This window comes from Streptosporangium sp. NPDC053982, assembly GCF_055585205.1.
The window spans coordinates 252,775-275,567 of sequence record NZ_JBVJKQ010000013.1; the positions used below are offsets into that span (position 1 = coordinate 252,775).

General features: G+C 73.3%; 21 protein-coding genes. 11 read left to right on the forward strand and 10 right to left on the reverse strand.

All coding sequences use genetic code 11. The features are described from left to right. Nucleotides 1-356 precede the first annotated feature (356 nt). Nucleotides 357-1,844 (forward strand): hypothetical protein, encoded by a 1,488-nt coding sequence (locus tag ACZ6W9_RS25070; RefSeq protein ID WP_470119907.1) that lies wholly within the window; start codon nucleotides 357-359, stop codon nucleotides 1,842-1,844. 160 nt (nucleotides 1,845-2,004) lie between these two features. Here the strand turns inward: ACZ6W9_RS25070 and ACZ6W9_RS25075 are convergent, their stop codons facing one another. Further along, nucleotides 2,005-3,039 carry an NAD-dependent epimerase/dehydratase family protein gene (locus tag ACZ6W9_RS25075; protein ID WP_389957334.1) on the reverse strand — a complete coding sequence of 345 codons (1,035 nt, stop codon included), beginning with the start codon at nucleotides 3,037-3,039 and terminating at the stop codon, nucleotides 2,005-2,007. Between the two features lie 142 nt (nucleotides 3,040-3,181). Then, nucleotides 3,182-3,781, reverse strand: coding sequence for a TetR/AcrR family transcriptional regulator (locus tag ACZ6W9_RS25080; RefSeq protein WP_389957331.1), 600 nt, complete (start codon nucleotides 3,779-3,781; stop codon nucleotides 3,182-3,184). A gap of 196 nt (nucleotides 3,782-3,977) precedes the next feature. Here ACZ6W9_RS25080 and ACZ6W9_RS25085 point away from each other — a divergent pair, with 196 nt between their 5' ends. Next, nucleotides 3,978-4,937, forward strand: a complete 960-nt coding sequence (locus tag ACZ6W9_RS25085; protein WP_389957328.1) for an alpha/beta hydrolase family protein — start codon at nucleotides 3,978-3,980, stop codon at nucleotides 4,935-4,937. A gap of 142 nt (nucleotides 4,938-5,079) precedes the next feature. On the opposite strand, the gene ACZ6W9_RS25090 is transcribed toward ACZ6W9_RS25085, so the two are convergent. Next, nucleotides 5,080-5,499: a MarR family winged helix-turn-helix transcriptional regulator gene (locus tag ACZ6W9_RS25090; protein WP_389957325.1), complete on the reverse strand. Its 420-nt coding sequence runs from the start codon at nucleotides 5,497-5,499 to the stop codon at nucleotides 5,080-5,082. 92 nt (nucleotides 5,500-5,591) lie between these two features. Between ACZ6W9_RS25090 and ACZ6W9_RS25095 the strand changes: the two genes are divergently transcribed. After that, nucleotides 5,592-7,367: an MFS transporter gene (locus ACZ6W9_RS25095; protein ID WP_470119911.1), complete on the forward strand. Its 1,776-nt coding sequence runs from the start codon at nucleotides 5,592-5,594 to the stop codon at nucleotides 7,365-7,367. Here the strand turns inward: ACZ6W9_RS25095 and ACZ6W9_RS25100 are convergent. Further along, nucleotides 7,342-7,776, reverse strand: coding sequence for a hypothetical protein (locus ACZ6W9_RS25100; protein WP_362945718.1), 435 nt, complete (start codon nucleotides 7,774-7,776; stop codon nucleotides 7,342-7,344). The two genes, ACZ6W9_RS25095 and ACZ6W9_RS25100, sit on opposite strands and share 26 nt — an antisense overlap. A 236-nt stretch (nucleotides 7,777-8,012) precedes the next feature. On the opposite strand from ACZ6W9_RS25100, the gene ACZ6W9_RS25105 reads away from it, so the two are divergent. The 3 genes from ACZ6W9_RS25105 (at nucleotide 8,013) to ACZ6W9_RS25115 (ending at nucleotide 10,860) form a co-directional block, all read left to right on the forward strand. Then, entirely contained in the window at nucleotides 8,013-8,978 is a 966-nt protein-coding gene (locus ACZ6W9_RS25105; RefSeq protein WP_389957320.1) for a hypothetical protein, read from the forward strand. A 161-nt stretch (nucleotides 8,979-9,139) separates the two neighbouring features. Next, on the forward strand, nucleotides 9,140-9,985 hold the full coding sequence (locus ACZ6W9_RS25110) for a hypothetical protein (protein ID WP_389957317.1): 846 nt from the start codon (nucleotides 9,140-9,142) through the stop codon (nucleotides 9,983-9,985). Nucleotides 9,986-10,110: 125 nt separating this feature from the next. After that, entirely contained in the window at nucleotides 10,111-10,860 is a 750-nt protein-coding gene (locus tag ACZ6W9_RS25115) for a hypothetical protein (RefSeq protein WP_389957315.1), read from the forward strand. On the opposite strand, the gene ACZ6W9_RS25120 is transcribed toward ACZ6W9_RS25115, so the two are convergent. The 3 genes from ACZ6W9_RS25120 to ACZ6W9_RS25130 form a co-directional block, all read right to left on the reverse strand. Continuing rightward, nucleotides 10,769-11,917, reverse strand: a complete 1,149-nt coding sequence (locus ACZ6W9_RS25120) for a LacI family DNA-binding transcriptional regulator (RefSeq protein WP_470119914.1) — start codon at nucleotides 11,915-11,917, stop codon at nucleotides 10,769-10,771. The genes ACZ6W9_RS25115 and ACZ6W9_RS25120 overlap by 92 nt on opposite strands. Before the next feature lie 84 nt (nucleotides 11,918-12,001). Continuing rightward, nucleotides 12,002-12,877, reverse strand: a complete 876-nt coding sequence (locus tag ACZ6W9_RS25125; RefSeq protein WP_389957310.1) for a PfkB family carbohydrate kinase — start codon at nucleotides 12,875-12,877, stop codon at nucleotides 12,002-12,004. A gap of 257 nt (nucleotides 12,878-13,134) precedes the next feature. Next, nucleotides 13,135-14,136, reverse strand: coding sequence for an SIS domain-containing protein (locus tag ACZ6W9_RS25130; protein WP_470119917.1), 1,002 nt, complete (start codon nucleotides 14,134-14,136; stop codon nucleotides 13,135-13,137). A gap of 343 nt (nucleotides 14,137-14,479) precedes the next feature. Here ACZ6W9_RS25130 and ACZ6W9_RS25135 point away from each other — a divergent pair, with 343 nt between their 5' ends. The 4 genes from ACZ6W9_RS25135 (at nucleotide 14,480) to ACZ6W9_RS25150 (ending at nucleotide 18,717) form a co-directional block, all read left to right on the forward strand. Then, nucleotides 14,480-15,805, forward strand: coding sequence for an ABC transporter substrate-binding protein (locus ACZ6W9_RS25135; protein ID WP_470119919.1), 1,326 nt, complete (start codon nucleotides 14,480-14,482; stop codon nucleotides 15,803-15,805). 162 nt (nucleotides 15,806-15,967) lie between these two features. Continuing rightward, nucleotides 15,968-16,855, forward strand: coding sequence for a carbohydrate ABC transporter permease (locus ACZ6W9_RS25140; RefSeq protein WP_470119921.1), 888 nt, complete (start codon nucleotides 15,968-15,970; stop codon nucleotides 16,853-16,855). Then, nucleotides 16,849-17,685: a carbohydrate ABC transporter permease gene (locus ACZ6W9_RS25145; protein WP_389957300.1), complete on the forward strand. Its 837-nt coding sequence runs from the start codon at nucleotides 16,849-16,851 to the stop codon at nucleotides 17,683-17,685. Before ACZ6W9_RS25140 ends, ACZ6W9_RS25145 begins: the two co-directional genes overlap by 7 nt. A gap of 171 nt (nucleotides 17,686-17,856) precedes the next feature. Next, nucleotides 17,857-18,717, forward strand: a complete 861-nt coding sequence (locus ACZ6W9_RS25150) for a sugar phosphate isomerase/epimerase family protein (protein WP_470119923.1) — start codon at nucleotides 17,857-17,859, stop codon at nucleotides 18,715-18,717. A 148-nt stretch (nucleotides 18,718-18,865) separates the two neighbouring features. On the opposite strand, the gene ACZ6W9_RS25155 is transcribed toward ACZ6W9_RS25150, so the two are convergent. From ACZ6W9_RS25155 to ACZ6W9_RS25165, 3 genes are all read right to left on the reverse strand, one after another. Beyond that, entirely contained in the window at nucleotides 18,866-20,122 is a 1,257-nt protein-coding gene (locus ACZ6W9_RS25155; RefSeq protein ID WP_470119925.1) for a cellulose-binding domain-containing protein, read from the reverse strand. 302 nt (nucleotides 20,123-20,424) lie between these two features. Next, a complete protein-coding gene (locus tag ACZ6W9_RS25160; RefSeq protein ID WP_470119927.1) occupies nucleotides 20,425-20,862 on the reverse strand; it encodes an SgcJ/EcaC family oxidoreductase in 438 nt (145 codons plus the stop codon). A 238-nt stretch (nucleotides 20,863-21,100) separates the two neighbouring features. Further along, on the reverse strand, nucleotides 21,101-21,730 hold the full coding sequence (locus tag ACZ6W9_RS25165; protein WP_389957288.1) for an AAA family ATPase: 630 nt from the start codon (nucleotides 21,728-21,730) through the stop codon (nucleotides 21,101-21,103). Nucleotides 21,731-21,807: 77 nt separating this feature from the next. On the opposite strand from ACZ6W9_RS25165, the gene ACZ6W9_RS25170 reads away from it, so the two are divergent. Then, nucleotides 21,808-22,314: a MarR family winged helix-turn-helix transcriptional regulator gene (locus tag ACZ6W9_RS25170; protein WP_389957285.1), complete on the forward strand. Its 507-nt coding sequence runs from the start codon at nucleotides 21,808-21,810 to the stop codon at nucleotides 22,312-22,314. The last annotated feature ends 479 nt before the right edge of the window (nucleotides 22,315-22,793 follow it).

The following is a 22,793-nucleotide window of genomic DNA, read 5'->3' on the forward strand; positions in this document are numbered from 1 at the left end:
GGAGGCCGCCAACTCTTACGGTGTGATGACGTGTCCCGGGCGGAGGACCGGTCCGCGCCTACGCTGAAAAAATGATCATCGACTTTCCGGGGCGACGCGGGAACGCGCGTGGCGAACGCGACCCCTCACGCGCGGGGACCGCCTCGGGACGTGGCCCGTCCCAGCCGGGAACCACCTCGGGACGTGGTTCGGGAGGCGGCTCGGGATCCGGCCTCGAAGACCGTCCGGGCGGAGGTTCTCCCGGTGCGCCGGTTCCCGATCCGGGCGTCCGTCCGGGGAGCGGCTCGGCGGGCGGGCCGGGCTCGGGTTCCGGTTCCGGTTCCGGTTCCGCCGGTAAGGCTCTCGCCGTATGGGCGGTGCTCATCGTCGCGGCGTTCGCGGCGGGGGCCGTGCTGCACGCCGCCGGAGTGCTGCGCATCGACCACCTGCCGCCGCTGCACGGGCACTTCCGCGTACCGTCTGCCGCGCTGCTGCCGCCGCTGGCCTTCGCCGTCCTCGCGGTCGCCGTGCTCCCGGTCCTCGTCACGCGGCTGCGTTTCGGCGCGGCCCTCCTCGTCGCGTACGGCGCGGCCCTCGCCTGGGCGGTGCTGCTGGCGTCCTCCGGGGAGGGGCTCGCCTGGCCGTTCACCCACCGGCAGGAGTATCTCGCCGTGCTGCCCGTCGTGGGCGACGACCCGCTCGGCTGGCTGGCGTCCTTCACCGAGCGGCTGCCCGCCTATCCCACCCATGTACGGGGGCACCCGCCGCTGCCCGTGCTGGTGCTGTGGGCGCTGGCCCGGGCAGGACTGCCGGGCCCGCTCCCGGCGGCGCTGCTGGCCGTCGCGACCGGCTGTTCGGCGACCGTGGCCGTCGCGCTGGCCGTCCGGCGGCTCGCCGGGGAGGAGACGGCCCGCCGTGCCCTGCCGTACCTCGCGCTGACCCCGGCCGCCGTCTGGATCGCCACGACCATGGACGCCTTCTTCGCCGGGGTGGGCGCCTGGGGCGTGGCGCTGCTGGTGTACGGCGGGGCCCGGGGAACCGCGGGGACGCGGCGCGGCGAGACCGTGACCGCGGGGACCGAGGCCGCGGGGACGCGGCGCGACGGGAACCGGGAGACCGCGGGGACGTCCCCCGATGAGGTCCGGAGGGCGTCGGGGGCGGCGGGGGCGTCGCGCGGCGGGACGCGGGCCGTCACCGGAGCGTTGTGCGGCGGGGCGGCGGGCGTGCTGCTCGGGGCCCTGCCGTACCTCAGTTACGGGCTCGTGCCGTATCTGCTGGTCCCGGTGGCCGCCGCCGTCGCCGTACGGATCACCCGCGTGGTCGCGGTCGCCTGCCTGGCGGGGGCGGCGGCGGTGACGGCCGCCTTCGCCGCCGGGGGTTTCCTGTGGCCCGCCGGTGTGGCGGCCACCCACGCGGAGTGGGCCGCCGATCCCGGGGCCGCCCGCCCCTACCTGTACTTCCTCGTCGCGAACCTCGCGGTGCTCGCCCTGCTGACCGGACCTGCGACCGCCGCCGGGCTGGCCGTCCTGGCGGGCCGGGCGGCCACCGGGCCGGCCACCGTCACGACTCCGGTGGCCGGCGCGACTCCGGTGACCGGCGAGGGGCGGTTCCCGCGCGGTCTCATCTCCATGACGGGTCCCGCACGGCGGTCGCGTGACCGGATCGGCGTGCCGGTCGCGGCGGCGGCGGTGGCCGTGCTCGCCCTCGACGTCAGCGGGGTGACCAGGGGAGAGGTCGAGCGCATCTGGGTCCCCTACGCGATCTGGGTCTCCCTGGCCGCCGCCGTCGTCCCCGGACGCCGGTGGCTCGCCGCCCAGGCCGCCGCCGGGCTCCTGCTGCAGGGACTCGTCCTGTCACCGTGGTGAGAGCGGCGAGTCCGGGGCGCCCTTCGCCTGCGGAGAGCGGTGGCCGCCGGGTCACCCTTCATCGCGCGGGGGCGGATACCGCCGAGGCGCCTCACTCCGCGGGGAGAGGCGACGCCGGGTCACCCGTCATCGTGCGGAGAGCGGTGGCGGCCGGGGCCCCTCACCGTGCGGAGATGAGCGACGCCGGGTCGCCCAGTGGGGCGGTGCGGAACTCGCGCATGCCGTCCGCGAACCGGATCGAGGCGCGGAAGCCCAGCTCCGCCTCGGCCCGCAGCGGACTGGCGACGATGTGCCGCACGTCGCCCAGGCGGTACTCACCGGTGACCACGGGCGCGGGCCCGTCCCCCTCCCCGGCGAGGGCCAGGGCCATCTCGCCCACCGTGTGCGGCTCCCCGCTGGCGATGTTGTAGGCGGCCGGCGTGCCCGGGACGCCCCCGCCGAGCGCCGCGAGCGCTGCGAGCGCTGCGAGGTTGGCCGCGGCCACGTCCCGCACGTGGACGAAGTCCCGGCGCTGACCGCCGTCCTCGAACACGCGCGGAGCACGGCCCGCCTCCAGCGCCGAACGGAAGATCGCCGCGACCCCGGAGTAGGGGGTGTCCTTCGGCATCCCGGGGCCGTAGACGTTGTGGTAGCGCAGCGCGACGGCGGTGCCGCCCGTCTCGCGGGCCCAGTTCGCGGCCAGGTGCTCCTGGGCGAGCTTGGTGGTGGCGTAGGCGTTGCGCGGGTCCACCGGGCCGTCCTCCCCGATCTCGGCCGGGTCCAGCGGCAGGTCGCAGCGCGGGCACCGCGGTTCGAAGCGTCCTTGGGCGAGGTCCTCCTCCCTGCGGGGGCCGGGCCGTACCCGGCCGTGTGACGCGCAGTCGTAGGCGCCCTCGCCGTACACCACCATCGACGAGGCGAGCACCAGCCGCCGCACGCCGTGCCGCGCCATGGCGGCCAGCAGTACGGCGGTGCCGAGGGCGTTGACCGAGGTGTAGTCCGGGAGGTCGGACACGTCCACGCCGAGGCCCACCTTCGCGGCCTGGTGCACCACGGCGTCGATCCCGTCCAGCGCCTCCCCGACCGCGTCGGCGTCCCTGACGTCGCGCCCGCCGTCCCGCAGGTCGAAGCCCCGGACCTCGTGCCCGGCCGCCCGCAGCGCCTCGACGACGTGGCTTCCGATGAACCCGGCGGAGCCGGTGACCAGTGTTCTCATGCGGGGACGGTAACCGCGTCACGGCGGGTCGGAGGAGGGGCTCCGCGATGACGTTCGCACCTCGTAAGGAAACGGCCCGGCGGAGGACACGGGCCGCTCTCCGCACACGGGCCGGTCACCGTACGGGGGCCGGTCGCCGGTGTCAGGACGGCCCCGGCTCCCGCAGTCCCCGCAGGAGCGGTTCGACCAGCCGGCGGGGGTCGTAGCGCGGGTCGCCGTCGTGTCCGGCGCAGAGGTTGCCGATGCCGCGCATCAGCTCGTAGGCCCGGGTGCCGGGGCCGATCTCGCCGGCGTCGGCCGCGGCGTCGAGCAGCTGCGCGCAGACGGGCACCAGGCGGTCCAGGAAGTACGCGTGCAGCGCCTCGAAGCCGCCGCTGTCCGACCGCATCGCGTTGGCCAGCCCGTGTTTCGTGACCAGGAAGTCGACGAAGAGGTCCACCCACCGGCGGAGCGCCTCGAAGGGAGAGCCGGTGCCGGCCAGCAGGGCCGGACCGGCCTCGGCGCACGCCTCGACCTGGTGGCGGTAGACGGCGACGACGAGGTCCGCCCGCGTCGGGAAGTGGCGGTAGATCGTCCCGATCCCGACCCCGGCCCTGGCCGCGATCTCACGTATCGGCGCGTCGACGCCGGAGGTGACGAACACCTCGGCGGCGGCGGCGAGCAGCGCCCGCTGGTTGCGCAGCGCGTCGGACCGCTTGCTCCGGGCCGGCGCCCGGTCTGGCGCCTGACCTCCATCGGACACCGGGTTCTCCTTCCGGTCATGAGTTGACTAAACGGAACCGTGTTCCGTATCGTTCTGGAACGACGTTCCGCTTCGGGTTCGAGCGTAGCCGAAGCGCGGCGTCGTCCGTCCGGCTCATCCGCCGCCGGCCGTACGGCCCCGGCGGCGAAGCCGCTGAGACTCCGAAAACCGAAATCCCGGAAAGGGAGACCACCCCATGAACGAATCGACCCGCGCGGCCACCGCCACCGGCGCGCCCACCCCTGTCCTCTCGGTCGGCCCGGTGACGCTGCCGGCTCCGGACCGCGCCGTGGACCTGCGGCTGCGCGTCTCCGCGCCCCTGACCGGAGACGAGCTGCCGATCATCCTCCTCTCGCACGGCCAGGGCCCCTCGAACAACCTCTCCTCGCTGAACGGCTACGCCCCCCTCGTCGATCACTGGGCGGCGAACGGCTTCGTGGTGATCCAGCCCACCCACCTGAGTTCCAGGACGCTGAGCCTGGATCCCGGCCACCCCGAGGCGCCGCTGTACTGGCGGTCGCGGGCCGAGGACATGAAGCGGATCCTCGACCGGCTCGACGAGATCGAGGCGGCCGTCCCGCACCTCTCCGGGCGCCTGGACCGCGGCAGGGTCGCCGTGGCCGGGCACTCGATGGGCGCGCACACCGCGAGCCTGCTGCTGGGCATGCGGCTCACCGACCCGCTGGACGGGACGGAGGCGGACCTCGCCGAGCCCAGGATCGGAGCGGGTGTGCTGCTCGCCGGGCCCGGCAGGGGCGGCGACGCCCTCAGCGACGTCGCGGCCGCGAACTACCCGGTCTTCCTGAACCCGGACTTCTCCACGATGACGACGCCCACGCTCGTCGTGGCCGGCGACAGGGACGCCTCCCCCCACCTGACGGTCCTGGGCCCGGAATGGCACACCGATCCCTACCACCTGTCCCCGGGCCCGAAGTCGCTGCTCACCGTGTTCGGCGCGGAGCACGGGCTCGGCGGGATCTCCGGATACGACGTCGCCGAGACCACGGACGAGAATCCCGGGCGGGTGGCGGCGGTCGCCGGGCTCACCGCGGCCTACCTCCGCAGTCGGCTCCACCCCGGGGACCCCGCCTGGCAGGCGGCGTGCGACGCGCTGGCGGCCGGGCCCGAGCCGGTCGGGCGCGTCGAGTCCAAATGAGCCGGGGGAGAGGGCCGGACAGGTGAGCCGGGGGAAGCGGGCCGAGCGGGTGAGCCGGGAGAGGGGGCCGGACAGGTGGGCCGAGGGAAGCGGGCCGGGCGGGTGAGCCGGGGAGGCGCCGCCTCCGTGACGGCCCAGCGGGTCATCCGCCGCGGATGCCGGTGATGATCCGGATCAGCTCGGCCCGCAGGGCCTCGGGGTCCTCCACCCGGTCGGTGATGATCCGCTCGGCCAGGTCCCCCGTCACGACCGCCGCGTGGGCCCGCCCTCCCCGCTCGGTACGGGACACCATCACGCGGCGGCGGTCGGCCGGGTCGCGCCTCCGGGTGACGTGCCCGTCGCGTTCGAGCCGGTCGAGCACCGGCCGGATCGTCTGCTCCTCGACGTAGGTGCCGGCGGCCAGCTCCCGCTGGGTACGGGGACCGTCGTCGAGGACGTGCAGGACGAGGAAGCCCGCGTGGGTCAGGCCGCGCTCGGCGAGCAGGGCGTTCCACTCGCGCTCCACCAGGCGCGCGGCGACCAGGAGCAGGCGGCCGAGCGCCCAGGACTCGTGGCCGTCCACCGCATCTTCCCCCTCGACCTGGAATCCGGAGCCCGGAGCCACGTTATCCGATCGACACCGGGGGCACCTGTCGTGAAAACTAAGGGTGCTTAGTGATTCGACCGGAAGGGGTGACCCGGGTGGACGCGTCGGCGGCGCCGGAGACCGAGGGCGGAAGAAGAGGCGCCACGGAACGGGGACGATGGGCGGGCCTCTCGTTCATCGCCCTGGCCGTGGCGATGATCATTTCCAGTGCGACGATCACGAACGTGGCCGTCCCGCAGATCATCGGCGATCTCGGGCTCAGCTCGACGGGGGCGCAGTGGGTCCAGGAGTCCTACGCGCTGGTGTTCGCCGCGCTCCTGCTCACCTTCGGCCGCCTGGCCGACCGGCTGGGGCGGCGACGCCTGCTCCTGATCGGCGCCGTCCTGTTCGGCGCGACGTCACTGCTGGCCTCGGCGGCCACCAGCGGGCCGATGCTCGTCGGGGCCCGGATCATCCAGGGCGTCGGCGGCGCGATGATCTTCCCCACGACCCTGTCGCTGCTGAACGCGGGCTTCCGGGGCAAGGACCGCGCCACCGCGTTCGCCGTCTGGGGCGCCACGATCGGCGGGATGGCCGCGGTGGGCCCGCTGGTCGGCGGCTGGCTCACCACCGACCTGTCCTGGCGCTGGGCGTTCGGCATCAACATCCCCATCGCCGCCGCCGTGGTGGCCGGCGTGCTGGCGTTCGTCCCGGAGTCGCGCGAGCCGGCCGACCGACGCGGAGCCGACGTGACCGGAGCCGTGCTCTCCGCGCTGGGCTTCGGGCTGCTGGTGTTCGGGCTGGTCGAGGGCAGGGTCTACGGCTGGTGGCGGTCCACCGAGCCCTTCGTCGCCGGGAGCTGGACCTGGCCGTTCCCGATCTCACCGGTGCCGGTCGCCTTCGCCGCCTCCGCCCTCGCCCTGACCGTCTTCGTGCTGGTGGAGCGGGCCCGCAACCGGCGCGGCCGGGTGGCGCTGCTGGACCTGTCGCTGTTCGCCATCCCCTCCTTCCGCAACGGCAACGTCGCCGCCCTGATCGTCAGCCTCGGCGAGTTCGGCGTGCTGTTCGCGCTCCCGCTGTGGATGCAGTTCGTCCTCGGCTACTCCCCGCTGCAGACCGGCTTCGCCCTGCTCCCGCTCGCCGCCGGCTCCTTCGCGGCCAGCGCCTTCGCCTCCCGCCTGGCTTCATCGCGCGGCCCGGCGTTCGTCGTGCGGACCGGCCTCGCCCTGGAGATCGCCGGCATCGCCGGGCTCGGCCTCGTGGTGTCCGCAGCCACCCCGTGGGCGCTGCCGGTGCCGTTCCTGTTCTGCTACGGCATGGGTATCGGCCTGGCCACCGCCCAGCTCACCGGCGTGATCCTCGCCGAGGTGCCGGTCGGGCGCAGCGGCCAGGGCTCCGGCACCCAGAGCACGGTCCGTCAGATCGGCTCCGCCCTCGGCATCGCCGTACTCGGCACGCTGCTGTTCGCCGGGCTCGGCGCGGACCTCGCCGGGCGGCTCGACCGGATGGGCGGCGTCGCGCCGGCCCAGCGCGACGGGATCGTCTCGGCGGTGCAGCGCAGCGCCGGAGGGGCCATCGCCGGCCTGTCCCGGACCCCCGGGATCGCCGCCGCCGCGCGGGAGTCCTTCGCGGCAGGAACCCGCTACGCGGCGTTCGGCGCGGCGGGATTCCTCGCCCTCGGCCTGCTGGCCAGCGCCTCGCTGGGCGCCCGGCACATCGGGGAGCGGTCCGGAACGGAGCCCGGCGAGGAGGCGGAGCGGGAGCGGGCCGTACCGGGCGGCCCCGGAGACCCGGGGGACCCGGGGAACGGTCCCGGAGGCGCCGGGGCCGATCCGGAGGTCACCGGGAACGGCCGCGGTCGCTGATCCACGTGTCGGTCCGCCGGCCCGTTCCCGGATCGGCGGCCGGCAACGGCGCCACCCTGATCTCGGTCGCGGTGAACCCGTCCACCGTGTACCGCTCGTGCAGCAGGAAGCCGAGGACGCTCGCGACCGCCTGGACGCTGTCGCGGGCGGAGGTGCGGCCGGTCAGCAGGTAGACCAGCGGAGTGGACGGCTGGTCGATGGAGAACTGGCGGCCGTGGTGGTGGACGTCCTGCAGCGTTCTGATGGGCAGGGGCTGCTCGGTGGTGAACCAGGCCACGACCTCCCACACCGGCGGTCCGGCGCCGGGGGTCGCCGACTCCGCGTAGCAGGCCGCGCAGCCCTGGCGCGCGTCCTGCCCGTGGGGGCACGACCAGGAGGCGAAGTCGTGCGGCATGCTGTGTTCGGCCATGTTCCGACCGTACCCGTCCGCACGTCCGCCCGTCCTCGACCGGCGCCCCGCGGCGGCCACGGCGAGGCGGCCGGCTCGCCGCCGATCCCCGCCGATAACCGCCGATCACCGGACCGCCGTGCCCCGGTCCCGGTCCCGGTCCGCGCCGGCACGCCGTGATCGCCGCACGTTCGGAGACGACAGGGAAGCCTGAGGCCCGTGACCATGAAGGTGCTCCCGACACCCGAGGATCCGCCATGACGCTCACCGGCCCCGCCGAAGGCCGCCGCCGGGTCACCGGCCAGGTCCCCACTCCCGACCCCGCCGCCCCCGCACCGCGTCGCCGGGCGCGGCTGGTCCTGCTCAGCGTGCTGGCCGGGGCGGTGATCGCCTCCCTGTGGTCCTTCCACTTCGTGGACAGCGTGATCGGCGACAACGTCGCCAACACGCTGCTCGGCCACGACGCCAAGGGCACCGCGATCACCGGCGCCGCGGCCGGGGCGGTCTTCGCGTTCGTGTCCGGGCTGGCCGGCACGTTCACCGCCTGCAACGTGGCCGCGTTCGGCGCGGTCGTCCCCCTCGTCCGGCAGGGCGACTCCTGGCGCGTCAGGCTCCGGGAGACGCTGCGCCCGCTCGGCCGGCTCGCCATCGGCATGATCACGGTCAGCGGCGTGTACGGAGCGGTCGGCGCCCTGCTCGGCGACCGGCTGCCCCAGCTCTCGACCGCGACCGTGGGCGACGGGATGCCCGTGCGGCTGCTCCAGGCGTCGGTGGTGTTCGGGATCATCGGGGTGGCGTTCATCTGGCTCGGCCTGGCCGCCCTGCGTCTCGTGCCCGACCCGCTGGCGCGCCTGGAGCGCCGCTTCCCGAACGTCCGTCTCGTCGTCCTGGGCGCGTTCGTCGGCGGCTTCCTCATCGGCCGGCCGTTCCCGCTCTTCCACAAGCTGTTCACCTACGCCGCCCAGACCCGCAACCCCCTGTACGGCGCCGCCGTGTTCATCCTGCAGTCGGTGGGCAACATCGCGGTGATGGCGGTGCTGTTCGCCGTGCTCATGCTCGCGGCCCGGGGCCGGTTCGCGCGGTGGCTGGCGGCGAGGCCGGCCCGCCTGGTGACCGTGACCGCCGTCGCGTTCCTCGTCGCGGGCTCGTTCACGCTGCTGTACTGGGACCTGCGGCTGCCGTCGATGTTCGGCTACGGCTGGTACCCGGTCGTCCCCTGGTAGCGGCCGGCCCGGCGGAGCGCCGATCCTCCGGACGTCACCGGGCGGCGGTTCCGGACAGGGCCGGACCTCGTGCGGAGCCACCGTCCGCAACCGTCATCGTCACCGATCAGGGCATCAGACCTGTTCCCGTCCGGCGACGGCGGTGCTGCCAGGATGTGCCGGTGACACTGCTGATGCTCAAGCTCGTCCTCGCTCCGGCACTGGTCGTCGGATCCTCCCTGGCAGGGCGTCGCTGGGGGCCGCGGGTGACGGGCACACTGGTGACGTTCCCCATCGTGGCCGGGCCGATCCTGCTCATCACCCACCTTGAGCACGGAGCGCGGTTTCTGACCGCCGCCGCGTCGGCGTCCCTGCTCGGGCTGGTCTCGCTCGCGCTGTTCGCCGCCGTCTTCGCGGTGCTGTCGCGTACCCGCTCCTGGCCGGTCGCGCTGCTGGTCGGCTGGTCGGCGTGCCTGGCGGCCGACCTGCCTCTGTCCGCGTTCACCCTCCACCCCGCCGCCGGACTGTGTCTGGCGCTGGCGGCCATCGGCGTCACCGTCGCGACGCTGCCCAGGGCGGAGGGCCCGGCCGGCGGCGTCACGGAAGTGTCCCCGCCATGGTGGGACCTGCCCGCCCGTGCCGTGGCGACCGCCGTGCTCGTGCTCATCCTCACCTCTGCCGCCGCGCGGCTCGGCCCCGGTCTCACCGGCGTCCTGGCGCCGTTTCCCATCGCCACCAGCGTGGTGGCCGCGTTCGCGCTGGCCCAGGGCGGCCCGGCGGCGACGATCGCGACCGTGCGGGGCGTGCTCCACGGGCTGGTGGGGTTCGCCGTGTTCTGCTTCCTGGTCGCGGTGACGGCCGAGCAGCTGGGCGGCATCGCGTTCGCCATCGCCACAGCCGGGGCTCTGGGGGCGCAACTCGTCGTCGAGCGGGTGCGTGCCGTCCGCCGCGGGCGTGTTCCGGGCGGCGGCACCCCGCACGGCGCCGTGTCCTCCGTCATGCGCCGGGAAGCAGGAAACGATCATTGAGTAAGCCGTGCGCGCCGGGAGCCGGTGGTATGCGCCGTCGTCGTCATGATGTCCGGGAGGCGCCCCGTCCCGCGCCTCGGAGATCCCATCACACGGCTCGCGCCATCGATCGTACGGAGGTCGGAGTGGCCGGAGGAAACGCTGTTTCCCGCGCCCGCGCGGTACTCGCCGGCGCCGGGATGACCGCCGGGCTGGTGGTCGCCGGACCATCGGCCGGGGGACCCGCCGTGGCCGCCGCCGCGGACCGCCCGGTGGCGGTGACCGCGGACGACACGGCGACGCTCACCACGGATCGCCGGGTGGCGGCGCCGGCACCGGGACGCCCCCGGGTGGCGGCGCCGGCACCCGGGCGTCAGCCCTACCCGCCCAGCCCGGCGCCCGTCGAGCGGGTCTTCGGCGACATCGTCCAGGTCGGACGCGACACGATCAAGCTTCTCGACGACGCGGGCAGGCTGGCGCGGGACGCCCGCGACCTCCTGAGGCTCATCTTCGGCAGGGGCGCCCGGTCCGGTTCCGCCGCCGACCGGATCTCCTCCGACGCGGAGAGGCTTGAGTCGCAGGCCACCGAGCTCAGCCGCATGCCGCTGCAGAACGGCCGCGACGCCGAGAGGGTCGCCGCCGAGGCCAGACGGATCGCCGTCCGGGCCGACCGGGCCGCCTCCTTCGCGGCGCGGTTCGGTCCCGTGGCCGACTCCGTGGTCACCGACGCGAGGAACGTCGCCGCGCGGGCCCGGCGGATCATCGCCGGTGCGGACCGGATCGCCGCGGCGCGGCCCCGCCCCGTCACGCGCCCGGGGACAGGGGCGCGCCCGGGGGCGGGGACGGGGCAGGGGACCGGGACGGAGACGGCGGCGGGGCGACCGAGGAGCGGGTGACGAGGCGCGAGCGGAGGGTGTGCATCTCGCGCCGGGGCTCGGCCCCCTCGACGATGTCGAGCAGCGTCCGGGCGGCCATCGCGCCGAGCTCGTGCACCGGCTGCTCGATCATCGTCAGGGGCGGCTCCATGACCGCCGCCCAGGCGCTGTCGTCGAAGCCGATCAGCGACACGTCGCGCGGGCAGGACAGCCCCGACGTCCGCAGGGCGCGCAGCGCCCCCGTCACCGCCTCGGTCTCGGTGCAGAACAGCGCGGTGACGCGGTCGGGGAGGGAGAGCATGCGGGCGACCTCCCGGGTCACCCGCTCCTCGGTCTTGCGTCCCACCATCACCAGCTCGGGATCGAAGGGGATGCGCGCGTCGTCGAGCGCGTCGAGGTAGCCGCGCAGCCGTTCCCCGTCGGTCCACAGGTTGCGGGACGCCGCCGCCAGCAGCGCCCGCCGGGTCGCGGGCGGCTCCGCCACCGGCGGGCCCCACACGAACCCGATGCGGCGGTGCCCGGCCGTGACGAGCGTCTCGACCGCCTGGCGCGCCGCGTCCCGGTTGTCGATGACGACCGCGTCGAGGTCGACCGACGCCACCGCCCGGTCGACGAGCACGACGGGGATGCCCCGGTCCAGCGCGGCCCTGATGTGCGCCACGTCGCCTCGGCCGACCGCGGCCGAGGCGAGGATGACGCCGTCGACGCGCTTGTCGATGAGCACGTTCGCCGCCGCGACCTCCGCCTCCAGGTTCTCGTACGTGCTCAGCACGAGCGTGTCGAAGCCGCGGGCGCGGGAGGCGTCGGAGACGCCGCGCATCACCCCCGCGAAGAAGGGGTTGCCGATGTCGGCGACGATCACGCCCAGCGTGTGGCTCACGCCCGTCGACATGCTGCGCGCCAGCGCGTTCGCACGGTAGCCGAGCTTCTCGGCCGCCGCGAGCACCCGCTCGCGCAGCTCGGGGCTGACGTATCCGTACCCGCCGAGCGTGCGGGCGGCGGTCGCCCGGCCGACACCGGCCTCGGCGGCCACCTCGGAGATCGTCGGCCGCCCCGCCTGGCTCCGCTCACCTGGCATGGATCGCGTCCCTCGTTTCTCGCGTTCGGATCTCGCGTTCGGAGGCTCGCCACATGCTAGATCCTGTTCCGCCGCCCGTCCCGCTCAGCGCGGCGACGCGGCGGGACGGCCGCGGCCGAACGCGCCCTCGACGAGGCACTGCTCGCAGGCCGCCTCCGCGCCGTCGCGCAGCGCCCGCTCGATCATGTCATGCCGCGGCCGGACCCCGGCCGACCAGCCGCCGCGCAGCAGCGAGACGGCGAACCCGGCGAGGAAGGCGTCGCCGCAGCCCATCGTGTCGACGATCCGCCCGGGGTCGGTCACCGGGTGCGCCGGGGCGGCGACGGTGACGTCGCCGTCGCAGGCGATCGCCCCGTCCACGCCGCGGGTGCCGAGCGCCAGCCGCGCGCCCCGCCGTACGGCGTCGGCGAGGAGGTCGCGCGTGGCGGCCTCGTCCAGGTGCGAGCACGACAGCAGGACGAGGTCGGCGTGCGGGCAGACGCGGTCGAGGTAGGCGGGGGAGCGGAACTCCTCCTCGCTGGACAGGTCGAAGCTCACCAGCGGGCCGAGCCCGGCGAGCTTCGGCAGCTCGTCCTCGCTGCCGGAGTAGACGCTGGAGTGCACCAGGCCGAAGCCCGACACGTAGCCGAGCAGCTCCTCGTCGAGCACGAGCGGCTCCCGCACCGTCACCCCGCCGCCGTTCCAGCCGAGGAAGACGCGGTCGCCGTCGTCGACGCGCAGGGTGGAGACGCCGCTCTCACCGGCCCGCACCACGCACCGGTCGACGGCGATCCCCTGGGCGGCGATCGCCTCCCGCAGGAACAGGCCGAGGTCGTCGTCGCCGAAGACCCCCAGGTAGGCGGCGTCGAGGCCGAGCCGGCGGGCGTAGACGGCGACGTTCACGCTGTTGCCGCCCGGATAGTCGACGCCGCGGTCGACGAACCGGTCGACGATGTTGTCGCCGAAACCGAGGACTCTCATGGGTTCTCCTGTGCGCGGGTTCCGCGCCCCGCGGCGCGGGACCCGGGGAGGGCATGCGTACGGCGGGCACGGCGCCGGCCCGCGCGTGCGGTCGGGGAGCGGTCATCCGGGGGTCGCCCCGGAAGGGAGCGTCCGGGAAGGTCACCCCTGGAAGGGGGACGGTCGCCCCGGGAGGGGGCGGGGAGGAGGCGGTCACCGGTGGGGCCGCGCCCGGGCGTCCGCGCGCCCGGGCGGCCACCGGTGCGGCGGCGGAGGGCTCAGTAGTCCATGACGCGGTAGTAGCGGCGCAGGTCGAGCGAGTGGTCGCGGACCCGCTCCAGGTGCTTGCTGACCCGGCTCAGCACGGTGTCGAGCACGAGCGGCGCGAGCAGGCCGCGGAACTCCGGGCTGATCCCGTCGAGGGGGTAGTCGCGCGTGTCGAAGACGGTGACGTCCTTGGAGACGCGCTTGGCGAACGCCTCGGCCCGGTCGGTGAGGGCGCGGGTCTCGTCCTCACCCTGGAAGATGACGACGCTCGTGTCCTCCTCCAGCAGTTCGAGCGAGCCGTGGAAGAACTCGGCGCTGTGCACCCTGGTGGTGCGCAGCCACTGCATCTCCTCCAGGATGCACATGGAGTACAGGTAGGTGAAGCCCCACAGGTTCCCGCCGCCGATGAGGAAGTGGTAGTCGGTGTCCTTGTGAGCCTCGGCGAAGGCGGCGGCGACCGGCTCGGCCTGCCTGGCCACGTCCACGAGGATCCGCGGGATGCCGGCCAGCTCGCCGGCGAGCCGGTCGTAGCCGTCGAACTCGCCGCGGCGGGAGAGCAGCCGGCCCATGAAGAACAGCATCTGGACGTCGAAGGGCCAGGTCTTCGGCTCCGAGAGGAGGGCGGCGTCCACCAGCTCGGCGATGGGCGAGTCGGGGTGGCCGGTGAAGCCGATCGTGTAGGCGCCCCTGGCCTTGCAGTACTCGATGGCGCGGACGCTGTCCTCGGTGGTGCCCGAGACCGAGGTGAAGACCACGACCGAGCGCTCGCCGAGCCGCGCGTCACCCGAGACGACCAGCTCGGCCGCGATCGCGGCGCGCACGTCGAGGGTGGAGGAGCGCCGGGCCAGGTGCTCGTACGGCCACATCTGGGCGTACGTGCCTCCGGCGCCGACGAGGAGGAGGTTGTCGAACCCCTCGTCCACCAGACGGTCGACGAGCTCCTCGATCTGCGGGCGGAGCGCCACCGCGCTCGCCGTCTGGGAGAGGAACTCGGGCTCGTTGAAGCGGAGCATCTACGCGTCCTTTCGGGAATGCCACGACCGGCGTCGCCCTGCGACCTGATACCGGTATCACGCAGGGGTCACGCTGGCACAGTGAAGTGTGAGCCGTCAACACCATGCCTTTGATCGGTTGATTTACCTGGTCAGATCGCGCAAATGTCACGGCTATGTCTCGTCGGGCACTCTCGAAAAATAAGATCTTGGTTTAGGTCTGGTACCGGTATCAGAATATCTGTACAGTCAGCCGACAACCGGGCGGGCCAGGTCGCACCACACCCCCACGGCGCGGACCCGAGGTGCCACGGCACCGGCGGTCCCTCTCCTCTCACGGGATCTCACGAGAGAAAGGAAGCCCATGCGCTCTCGCGTACTGACGACGTTCGCGGCTATCGCCGGGACCTCGGTGCTCACGCTCACCGGCTGCACCGGCGGCGGCACCCCGGCCAAGGCCCCCGCGGCCGACGCCGCCGCGAAGCCGGACTACTCCGGCACGCTGAGCGTCCTCACCAAGTTCGCCGGCGAGCCGCTGGAGCCGTACTTCGAGAAGGTCGCCGCCGACTACGAGAAGGCGCACCCCGGGGTGAAGGTCGAGCTCATCCAGGAGACCGACCAGAGCGTCAAGGACAAGACCAAGACCCTGACGGCCTCCAACGCCCTGCCGGACATCTACTTCACCTGGACCGGCAACTGGGCGGAGAACTTCATCCGCGGCGGGCGCGCCGCCGACCTCACCGACGTGATCGGCCCCGGAACCCCCTGGGGCAAGACCTTCGGCGAGGGGTCGCTGTCGGCCTTCGCCTACGACGGCAAGTACTACGGCATCCCGCTCTACAACAACGGCAAGTTCATGGGGTACAACAAGGCCGCCTTCGACAAGGCCGGCGTCAAGGTGCCCACCACCTTCGACGAGCTGCTGAAGAGCTGCGGCCCGCTGCGCGAGGCCGGCTACGAGCCCATCGCCTTCGGCAACAAGGACGGCTGGCCCGCCCTGCACTACCTGCAGCAGCTCTTCGCCTACAACGTGCCGCCCGCCGCCCTCCAGGCCGACCTCAAGCCCGAGACGGCCAAGCTCGACGACCCCGGCTACGTCACCGCGCTCAAGCAGTTCAAGTCGCTCGTCACCCAGTGCACCGACACCGGGACCGGCACCAACGGCGTCCTCTACACCTCCGCGCAGGAGGCGTTCGCCGACACCAAGGCCGCGATGTACTACCAGGAGATCCTGGAGTTCGACAACGCCACCGCCGACCACAAGCTCGACCCCGCCGACTTCGGCATCTTCCCGCTGCCCGTCCCCCAGGGCGCCGCGGGCGACCCGGCGACGCTGGAGGGCGCGCCCGAGGGATACCTCATCAACGCCGCCTCACCGCGCGTGCCGCTCGCCGTCGACTTCATGAAGTTCGCCACGAGCCAGGAGAACGCCAAAACGCTCTCCGCCCCGCCCTACGGCCAGCCCAGCACGGTCATCGGCGCCGTCACCACCGACACCTCCAGCAAGGCCGTGTACGAGGGCATCGAGGCGGTCAACAAGGCCCCGAGGCTCGCCGCCTGGCTCGACACCGTGACCGTGCCCGACGTCGCCGACGCGTGGCTGGCCGGCGGCGAGGCGCTCATCACCGGCGGCAAGACCCCCGAGCAGGTGCTCGAAAGCGTGCGCAAGGCATCGGCGTCGGCCAAGTGACCCGCCCGTCCACGACGCGCCCGCGACGGCTCCGGTCGCGGGCGGCCCGCCCGTCCGCGGCCCACTCGGAACCGGCCCGCCCGTCCGAGCCCCGCCTGTCCGAGGCCCGCCCTTCCGCGGTCCGCTCGCACACGACCCGCTCGGCGTAAGGAGAGCATGCCGGTGCCCACCATCGTCAAACGAGCGCTCGGGCTCGCGTGGGTCCTCCCCGCGCTCGCGCTGGTCGGGGTGTTCGTCTACTTCCCGCTGGCGGAGAACCTCGGGTTCAGCACCCTCGAATGGGACATCTACAGCGGAAGCCAGGAGTTCGTCGGCCTGGAGAACTACCGCAAGCTCGTCGACGACCCGGTCTTCTGGAGGTCGCTCGGCAACAACGTGATGTACGCGGTGGTCTCGATCGCCTTCCAGGTGTGCGGCGCGCTCGTGCTCGCCGCGCTCATCGAGGGCGTCCGCAGCCAGAGGTGGCAGCGGATCCTGCGGTCGATCTACTTCATCCCCTGCGCCATCTCGCTGACCGTGGCGGGCCTGCTGTTCTACTTCATCTACGAGCCCAACCTCGGCCCGCTCAACCACCTGCTGGAGGCGGTGGGACTCGGCGACCTCACCCGCTCCTGGCTCGGCCAGGAGAGCACCGCGATGCCCGCGATCATCGCGATGAGCCAGTGGCAGGGCTTCGGATACTCCACCCTGCTGTTCGCCGTCGCCATCCAGCGCATCCCCTCGGAGATCTACCACGCCGCCGCCCTCGACGGCACCGGTCCCCTCCGCCGCTTCTTCCACGTGACGGTCCCCCTGGTGCGCGAGATGACCGGCCTGATGATGATGGTCACCATCTCCGGCGCGTTCCAGGTGTTCAACGAGGTCATGGTGATGACCGGCGGCGGCCCCGACAACTCCAGCCAGGTGCTCGGGACCTGGCTCTACCGGAGCGGCTTCGTCCGCAACGACTTCGGCTACGCCGCCGCCATCGCGACGGTGATCTTCGTGATCACGCTCGCCATCGCCGTGGCGCAGCTGTGGGTCGCCAACCGGAGAAGGGTGGAATGGTGAGCCGCACCGGCTTCCTCAGCGTGATCGCACGCGTCTTCCTGTGGGTGTTCCTGCTCGGCCTCGCCGTGGTCGTGGTCTACCCGCTGCTGTGGATGCTGCTCAACGGGTTCAAGACCAACGCCCAGCTCTTCGGGAACCCCTTCGCCCTCCCCGTCGACTGGAGCTTCGAGAACTACCGCAAGGCGTGGAACCGGGGGGTGAGCGACTACCTCACCACCAGCGTGCTCGTCACGGTGACCTCGACGATCGCCACCGTGTTCGTCAGCGCCTGGGCCGCCTACGGCCTCACCCGGGTGAAGCTCCCGTTCAACGGGTTCGTCACCGGGACGATCCTCGGCGGCCTCATGCTCTCCCCCAGCGTGGCGCTCGTCCCGCTGGTGAAGATGTTCCAGTCGATGGGCCTGTACAACAGCTTCTGGGCGCTGCTCATCCTCTACACCGCCTTCCGGGTGCCCTTCACCACCTTCCTCATCCGCGCCTACATGCTCGACCTCCCCCGCGAGGTCGACGAGGCGGCCGAGATGGACGGCTGCGGCCGGTGGAAGGCGTTCTGGCACGTCATCCTGCCGATGTGCAAGCCGATCATCACCTCGACGGTCCTGCTGCACATCCTCTTCGCCTGGAACGAGTACCTCTTCGCGATGATCTTCACCAGCGGCAGCGGCGTGCAGACCCTCCCGGTCGGGCTGATGAGCCTGATGAGCAAGCACGGCACCGAGTTCCCCGTCGTCTTCGCCGCCATGACCATCGCGGCGGTCCCGGTCATGCTGCTGTTCTTCTTCGGCCAGCGTTACATCGTCAAGGGCATGGCCGACGGCATCGGCAAGTGAACGGCCCCGCCGTACCCCGCACCCGGAGGTACGGCGTCCGCACCGCCGGACCCCGTGCCGCGGTCCCGGGACCTCGGACCCAGGACGGCGGACCCAGGACGGCGACGCGCGACCGGAGGACGATGGCGAACGCACCCGGTCCGCGTCGCGCCCCACACGACAGGAGCCCCGATGACCCTCTCCCTCGACCAGATCACCGCCGCCAACTTCGCCTACCAGCACCAGCCGTTCGAGCGGTTCCTCGACGACGCGGCGGCCCTCGGCCGGGAACACGTCGAACTGTGGGGCATCGCGCCGCAGTTCCACGTGCCGCAGGTGAGCGACGCCGAGGCTCGCGCCGTACGCCGCCGCCTGGAGTCGCGCGGTCTCAAGGTCCGCTGCCTGACCCCCGAGCAGGTGATGTACCCGGTCAACGTGGCCTCGCCCGTCACCTGGCTGCGCGCCGCGAGCATCGGCGTGTTCCGCCGCGCGGCCGAGCTGTGCGCCGAGCTCGGAGCCGAGCTGCTCCTGCTGACCCCGGGCCGCGGCTTCGAGAACGAGCCGGTGGAGGCGGCCTGGCGCCGTTCGGCGGACGCGATCGGCGAGATCGCCGCCTACGCCGCCGCCCTCGGCGTGACCTGCGTGCTCGAACCGCTGCAGCGTGTGGAGTCGAACCTCCTCAACGACTCCCGGGCGCTCGCCAGGATGATCGGCGAGGTGGACGCGGCGAACCTCGGCGCGGTGCTCGACACGGTGGGCATGGCCGTCGCGGGCGAGACCGTGGACGACTACTTCGACGTGCTCGGCGACCGCGTCCGCCACGTCCACCTGATCGACGGCCGGCCCGCGGGGCACCTGGCGTGGGGCGACGGCGAACTGCCGCTGGCCGAGTACCTCGCCGCCCTGGACCGCCGGGGGTACCGGGGCGCCATGACCTTCGAGCTCTTCGGCGACGGCGCCTACGCGTTCGACCCGCGCCCGGTGGTGGAGCGCTGCCTGGAGGCCGTGCGCGCCGCCCTCCCCGCCTCGGGCACCGCCTCCGCCCGCCCCTGAGCCGGGCCCGTCTCCCAGACGGGGGAGCGACCTGGGAGGGCGGCGGTCCGGCGGACGAGGCGGCTCAGCGATTCGGCGATTCGGTGGTCCGGCGGGAGGGCGAGCCGGCCCCGCGGCTGCGCGAGGCCCGGGGGGAGCGCGAGGCCGTTCAGCAGGAGAGCGGGGAGGAGCTCAGGGCCACGTCGTCGTACCAGATCGTGTCCTGGTCGCCGCTGTAGCTCTCCCAGCCCAGCCGCAGCGTGGTCGGACGCGGCGCGGTCGTACGGCGAAGCCACTGGGAGTCGACGTCCTGCGTGGGAACCCCGTCCACGCGCAGCCCGGCGACCTCCCGGTCGTCCAGCAGGGTGCGGATCGACTGCCGGGTGGTGTCGATCTCGTACCGCAGGCAGACCCAGCGGCCGACCGGCAGCGGGGTGCTGAGCGAGACCCCCGTGGGGCTCTGCTCGGGAAGCGTGGCGTCGTCGGACTCGCGGTTCCACTGCAGCGCGCCGTTCTGGCCGCCGACGCGCAGGTCCCGGCCGCCGTCCCGGGAGTCCGCCATGGTGATCATGCTGATGTGGCCGGTGGGCAGGGCCGTCGTGTGCCGGACCCACATCCGCGCGTAGACCACGGGGCCGACGGCGGAGACGTCCCGGGTCGTCCCGGCGAAGACGTGGTTGCAGTACCCGCCGCCGCCGTTGATCCGCAGCGACCTGCTTCCGCTGTGCGCGACCGAGGTGTCGACCACCGCGGTGCCGGAGCCCGAGCAGTTGGGCGTCACGACCTGCCAGTCACCGGCGGGGACACCCGTCTGGTCCTCGAACCCCGAACAGACCGCCGCCCCCGCGCACCCCGGCTCGCCGGTCGGCGTCACCGTGGGCGTCGCGGTGGGTGTCACAGTCGGGGTCACGGTGGGTGTCGCGGTGGGGGTGGCCGTGGGTGTGACGGTCGGTGTCGCGGTGGGGGTGGCCGTCGGGGTGACGCTCGGACTCGGGGAACCGGCGCCGTTGCAGGCCACGTCGTTGAGGGTGAAGTCGGCGGGCACCGGGTCGGCCGCCGTCCAGGTGCCCTGCAGGCCGAAGTCGGCGGTCCCGCCGGTGGGCAGGGAGGCGTTCCACGAGACGTTCGTCGCGGTCACCGTCGTGCCGCTCTGACCGACCTGCGCGCTCCAGGCGCTCGTCACCCGCTGGTCGCCGCCGAAGGTCCACCGCAGTCGCCAGCCGTTGACCGCCGGCCCCAGGTTGGTCACCTTCACCTGGGCGGTGAACCCGCCCTGCCACTGGTTCAGGGTGTAGTCCACCCGGCAGCCGGTGTCCGGCAGGGCCGCCGCCGGGACGGCCGCCGTCGCGGCGAGACCTCCCAGCACCAGCGCCGCCGAGACGGCGACGGCCCGGAACCGGGCGGCGAACGAAGCGGGGAGCGCCATGGCATCGCACCTTCGGATTCGGCGAAGCGGGACGACGACGATGTTTCGTACCGCACCGCCCACCCGTCAACGCCCGCCCCCCGGCCCCGCGCCCCGCCGCCTCTCACCCGGTTCGGGGACCAGGGGTTTCTCCCGGCGGGCGAGCCTTCCGGCCCTCCCGCCCGGTGAATCTTTCAGCGGGGCCCGTCACGCGGACCGTACCCGCACCCGCGGCCGGGGCTCCTCGTACCCACAGCCGGCGGGGCGGTTCCGTACCCGCGCCGGTGGCCGGCCGCGGTGGTCCCCGTACCCGTGCCGGAAGGTCAGGCGGGGCAGTTGTGGTAGGCGTCGATGACCCACCCGCCGTCCCGCCGGGAGCACATCCAGGTGGCCATCACCTGGCGTCCGCCGGGCGCCTCGCTCTCCCCGGCCATCAGGACGACGCTCCGGCTGACCACCACGGCCGCGTCCGCGCCGGGGAACCGTACGCTCTGCACCTCGTCGACGACCCGCGACCCCTTGAGCGGGCCGGCGAAGCCCGCCGCCATCCGGGCCCGGATCTCCTCCCTGTCCCGCCGGTACGAACCCGGCAGGATCGAGGTGGCGTCCTCGGCGTACGGCGCGACGAAGGCGTCGGCGTCGTTGTCGGCCCAGGCGGCGTAGACCGCGTGGAGCAGGCCGAGTACGGCCTCGCGGTCCTCCTCCCGGGTGGTCGCGGAGCGGTCCTCGATGATCGTGCCGGAGTGGTTCTCTGCGGTCATGTCCGTCCTCGTCATGTCCCGGTCGCGGCCCATCGGCCGTGCCGGCGCCTCGCGAGCTCTTGTGAGCTCACCGGTACATACCGGGGACACCATCCGCACTCATCGGCCTGAGGCGACGAATCGGAGAACAACGGAAAGCCCCGAACCCACGGCGCTCGCGGCGCTCGGAAGCCATGGCGGACGGCTCGGCGTCCCGGCCGGGACGAGCCGCCGGACCGCTGTGGCGCCTGACGCCGTCTCAGCCCCGCCGCAGACGTTCGATGACGAACCGGACGCGCTCCTCGACCGGCGCGAGAGGGAGCGGCACCGGCTCGTAGCCGTACTCGGTGTAGGTCGCGACCATGGACTCGTAGGTCAGTTCGGCCTCCTCGTAGGACTGCCTGCGCTCGGCGTCCCGGCGGTAGATCTCCGGCCAGGGAGGCGCGACGAACACGATCCGGTGGTAGCGGAACCTGAGCGCCGCCGCGTGGACGTGCTCGGGGACGGGCAGCCCCTCCAGGCGCAGGTAGCCGACGATGTCGGGGATCCCGCGATCGAAGAAGACCGGCGTCGCCACCGGCGTGCGCGTCGCCCCTTCCTCGTTCACCGCGTCCGCCGTCCCCTCCGCGCTCGCCGCAGGCGGCGCCGCCGGGGCCGTCCGGTAGGAGCGCAGCTCCCAGCCGAGCATCAGCTCGGCGAACAGCTCCCGGTCGGCCCAGGGCAGCGCGCGCCCGCCGATCGCCATCTGGTCCCGGATGACGCCGCGCCCCGCCTCGTGCGACCGCGCGAACCCGGCTTCCTGCAACCGGTCGATCAACGTGCTCTTCCCGGCCCCGGGACCCCCGGTCACCACGACCCGGGGCGCGGCCCCGGTATGGCTCCTGCCCATGTGCGCTCCTTCCGTCTTCTGAGTTCGACGCGTTCGTCAACGGAAATACGTTTCGAATTCAAAGTAAGGTCGGTTGTGTGAGTGACCCGGCACCCGGCCTGAACATCGAGCAACTCGGCGCGTACTTCGCCCTGATGGAGGTCAGCAGCCTTCTTCAGCACGCCGTCGACGAGCATCTGCGCGCCGACGGCGACCTGAGCTACGTGCAGTTCCAGATCCTCGCCCGCCTGACCGACGCGCCGGAGAGCAGGCTCCGGATGACCGATCTGGCCGACGGCGTCGTCTACAGCCGCAGCGGACTCACCTACCAGGCCGGTCTGCTCGACAAGCGCGGCCTCATCACCCGCTCGCCGTGTCCCGACGACGAGCGCAGCGTCATCGTGACCGTCACCGACGCCGGGCGCGACCTGGTCGCCCAGGTGCTGCCCGGCCACGTGGACAGCGTCCGGCGTCTGCTGTTCGACCCGATGACCGACGGCGACCTCGCCCGGCTCGGCGACATCCTCGGCCGCGTCCGCGACCACATGCGCGCCATCCCGCCACGATCGGCCAGACCCCGCGCCGGCCGCAACCGGGCCGGCTGACCCACCGGTACGGGCCGCGGCCGCGCGTTCACCGGTGACGCCGCGTCGTGAGCGGGCGCCTGCCGGGCGGTGACGCTTGCCGGGGTGAGGCCTGCCGGGCGGCGACGCCGTCGCCCGCGCGTGACCGAGGGTGGGATCACCGATCCCTGTTCACGGGGCCCGGCTGCCGCAGGATGGCGGCATGGAGACACCGCTTCTCATCGGCTCCGCCATGCTCCGGGTGAACGGGGACGCGCGGCGCCGGTGGGTTCATGATGTCGCCGGAATGCCGTCCGGTGTCGCGACGGTGCACGCCTGCGGCGCCCGCGCCTCCGTAGTGTCGATGTACGCCCGGTGTGGAAACCGTGTGGCGTGGGCACGGAGACGAGCGGGGCCGGAGGCGATCGCCTGCCGCCTTCGAAGGACGCGCTCGCCGTGCTCGACCGGTCGTACACGGGGGGATCAGCGGGTTCGACCGCTACCTGGTCCACCGCTGGTTC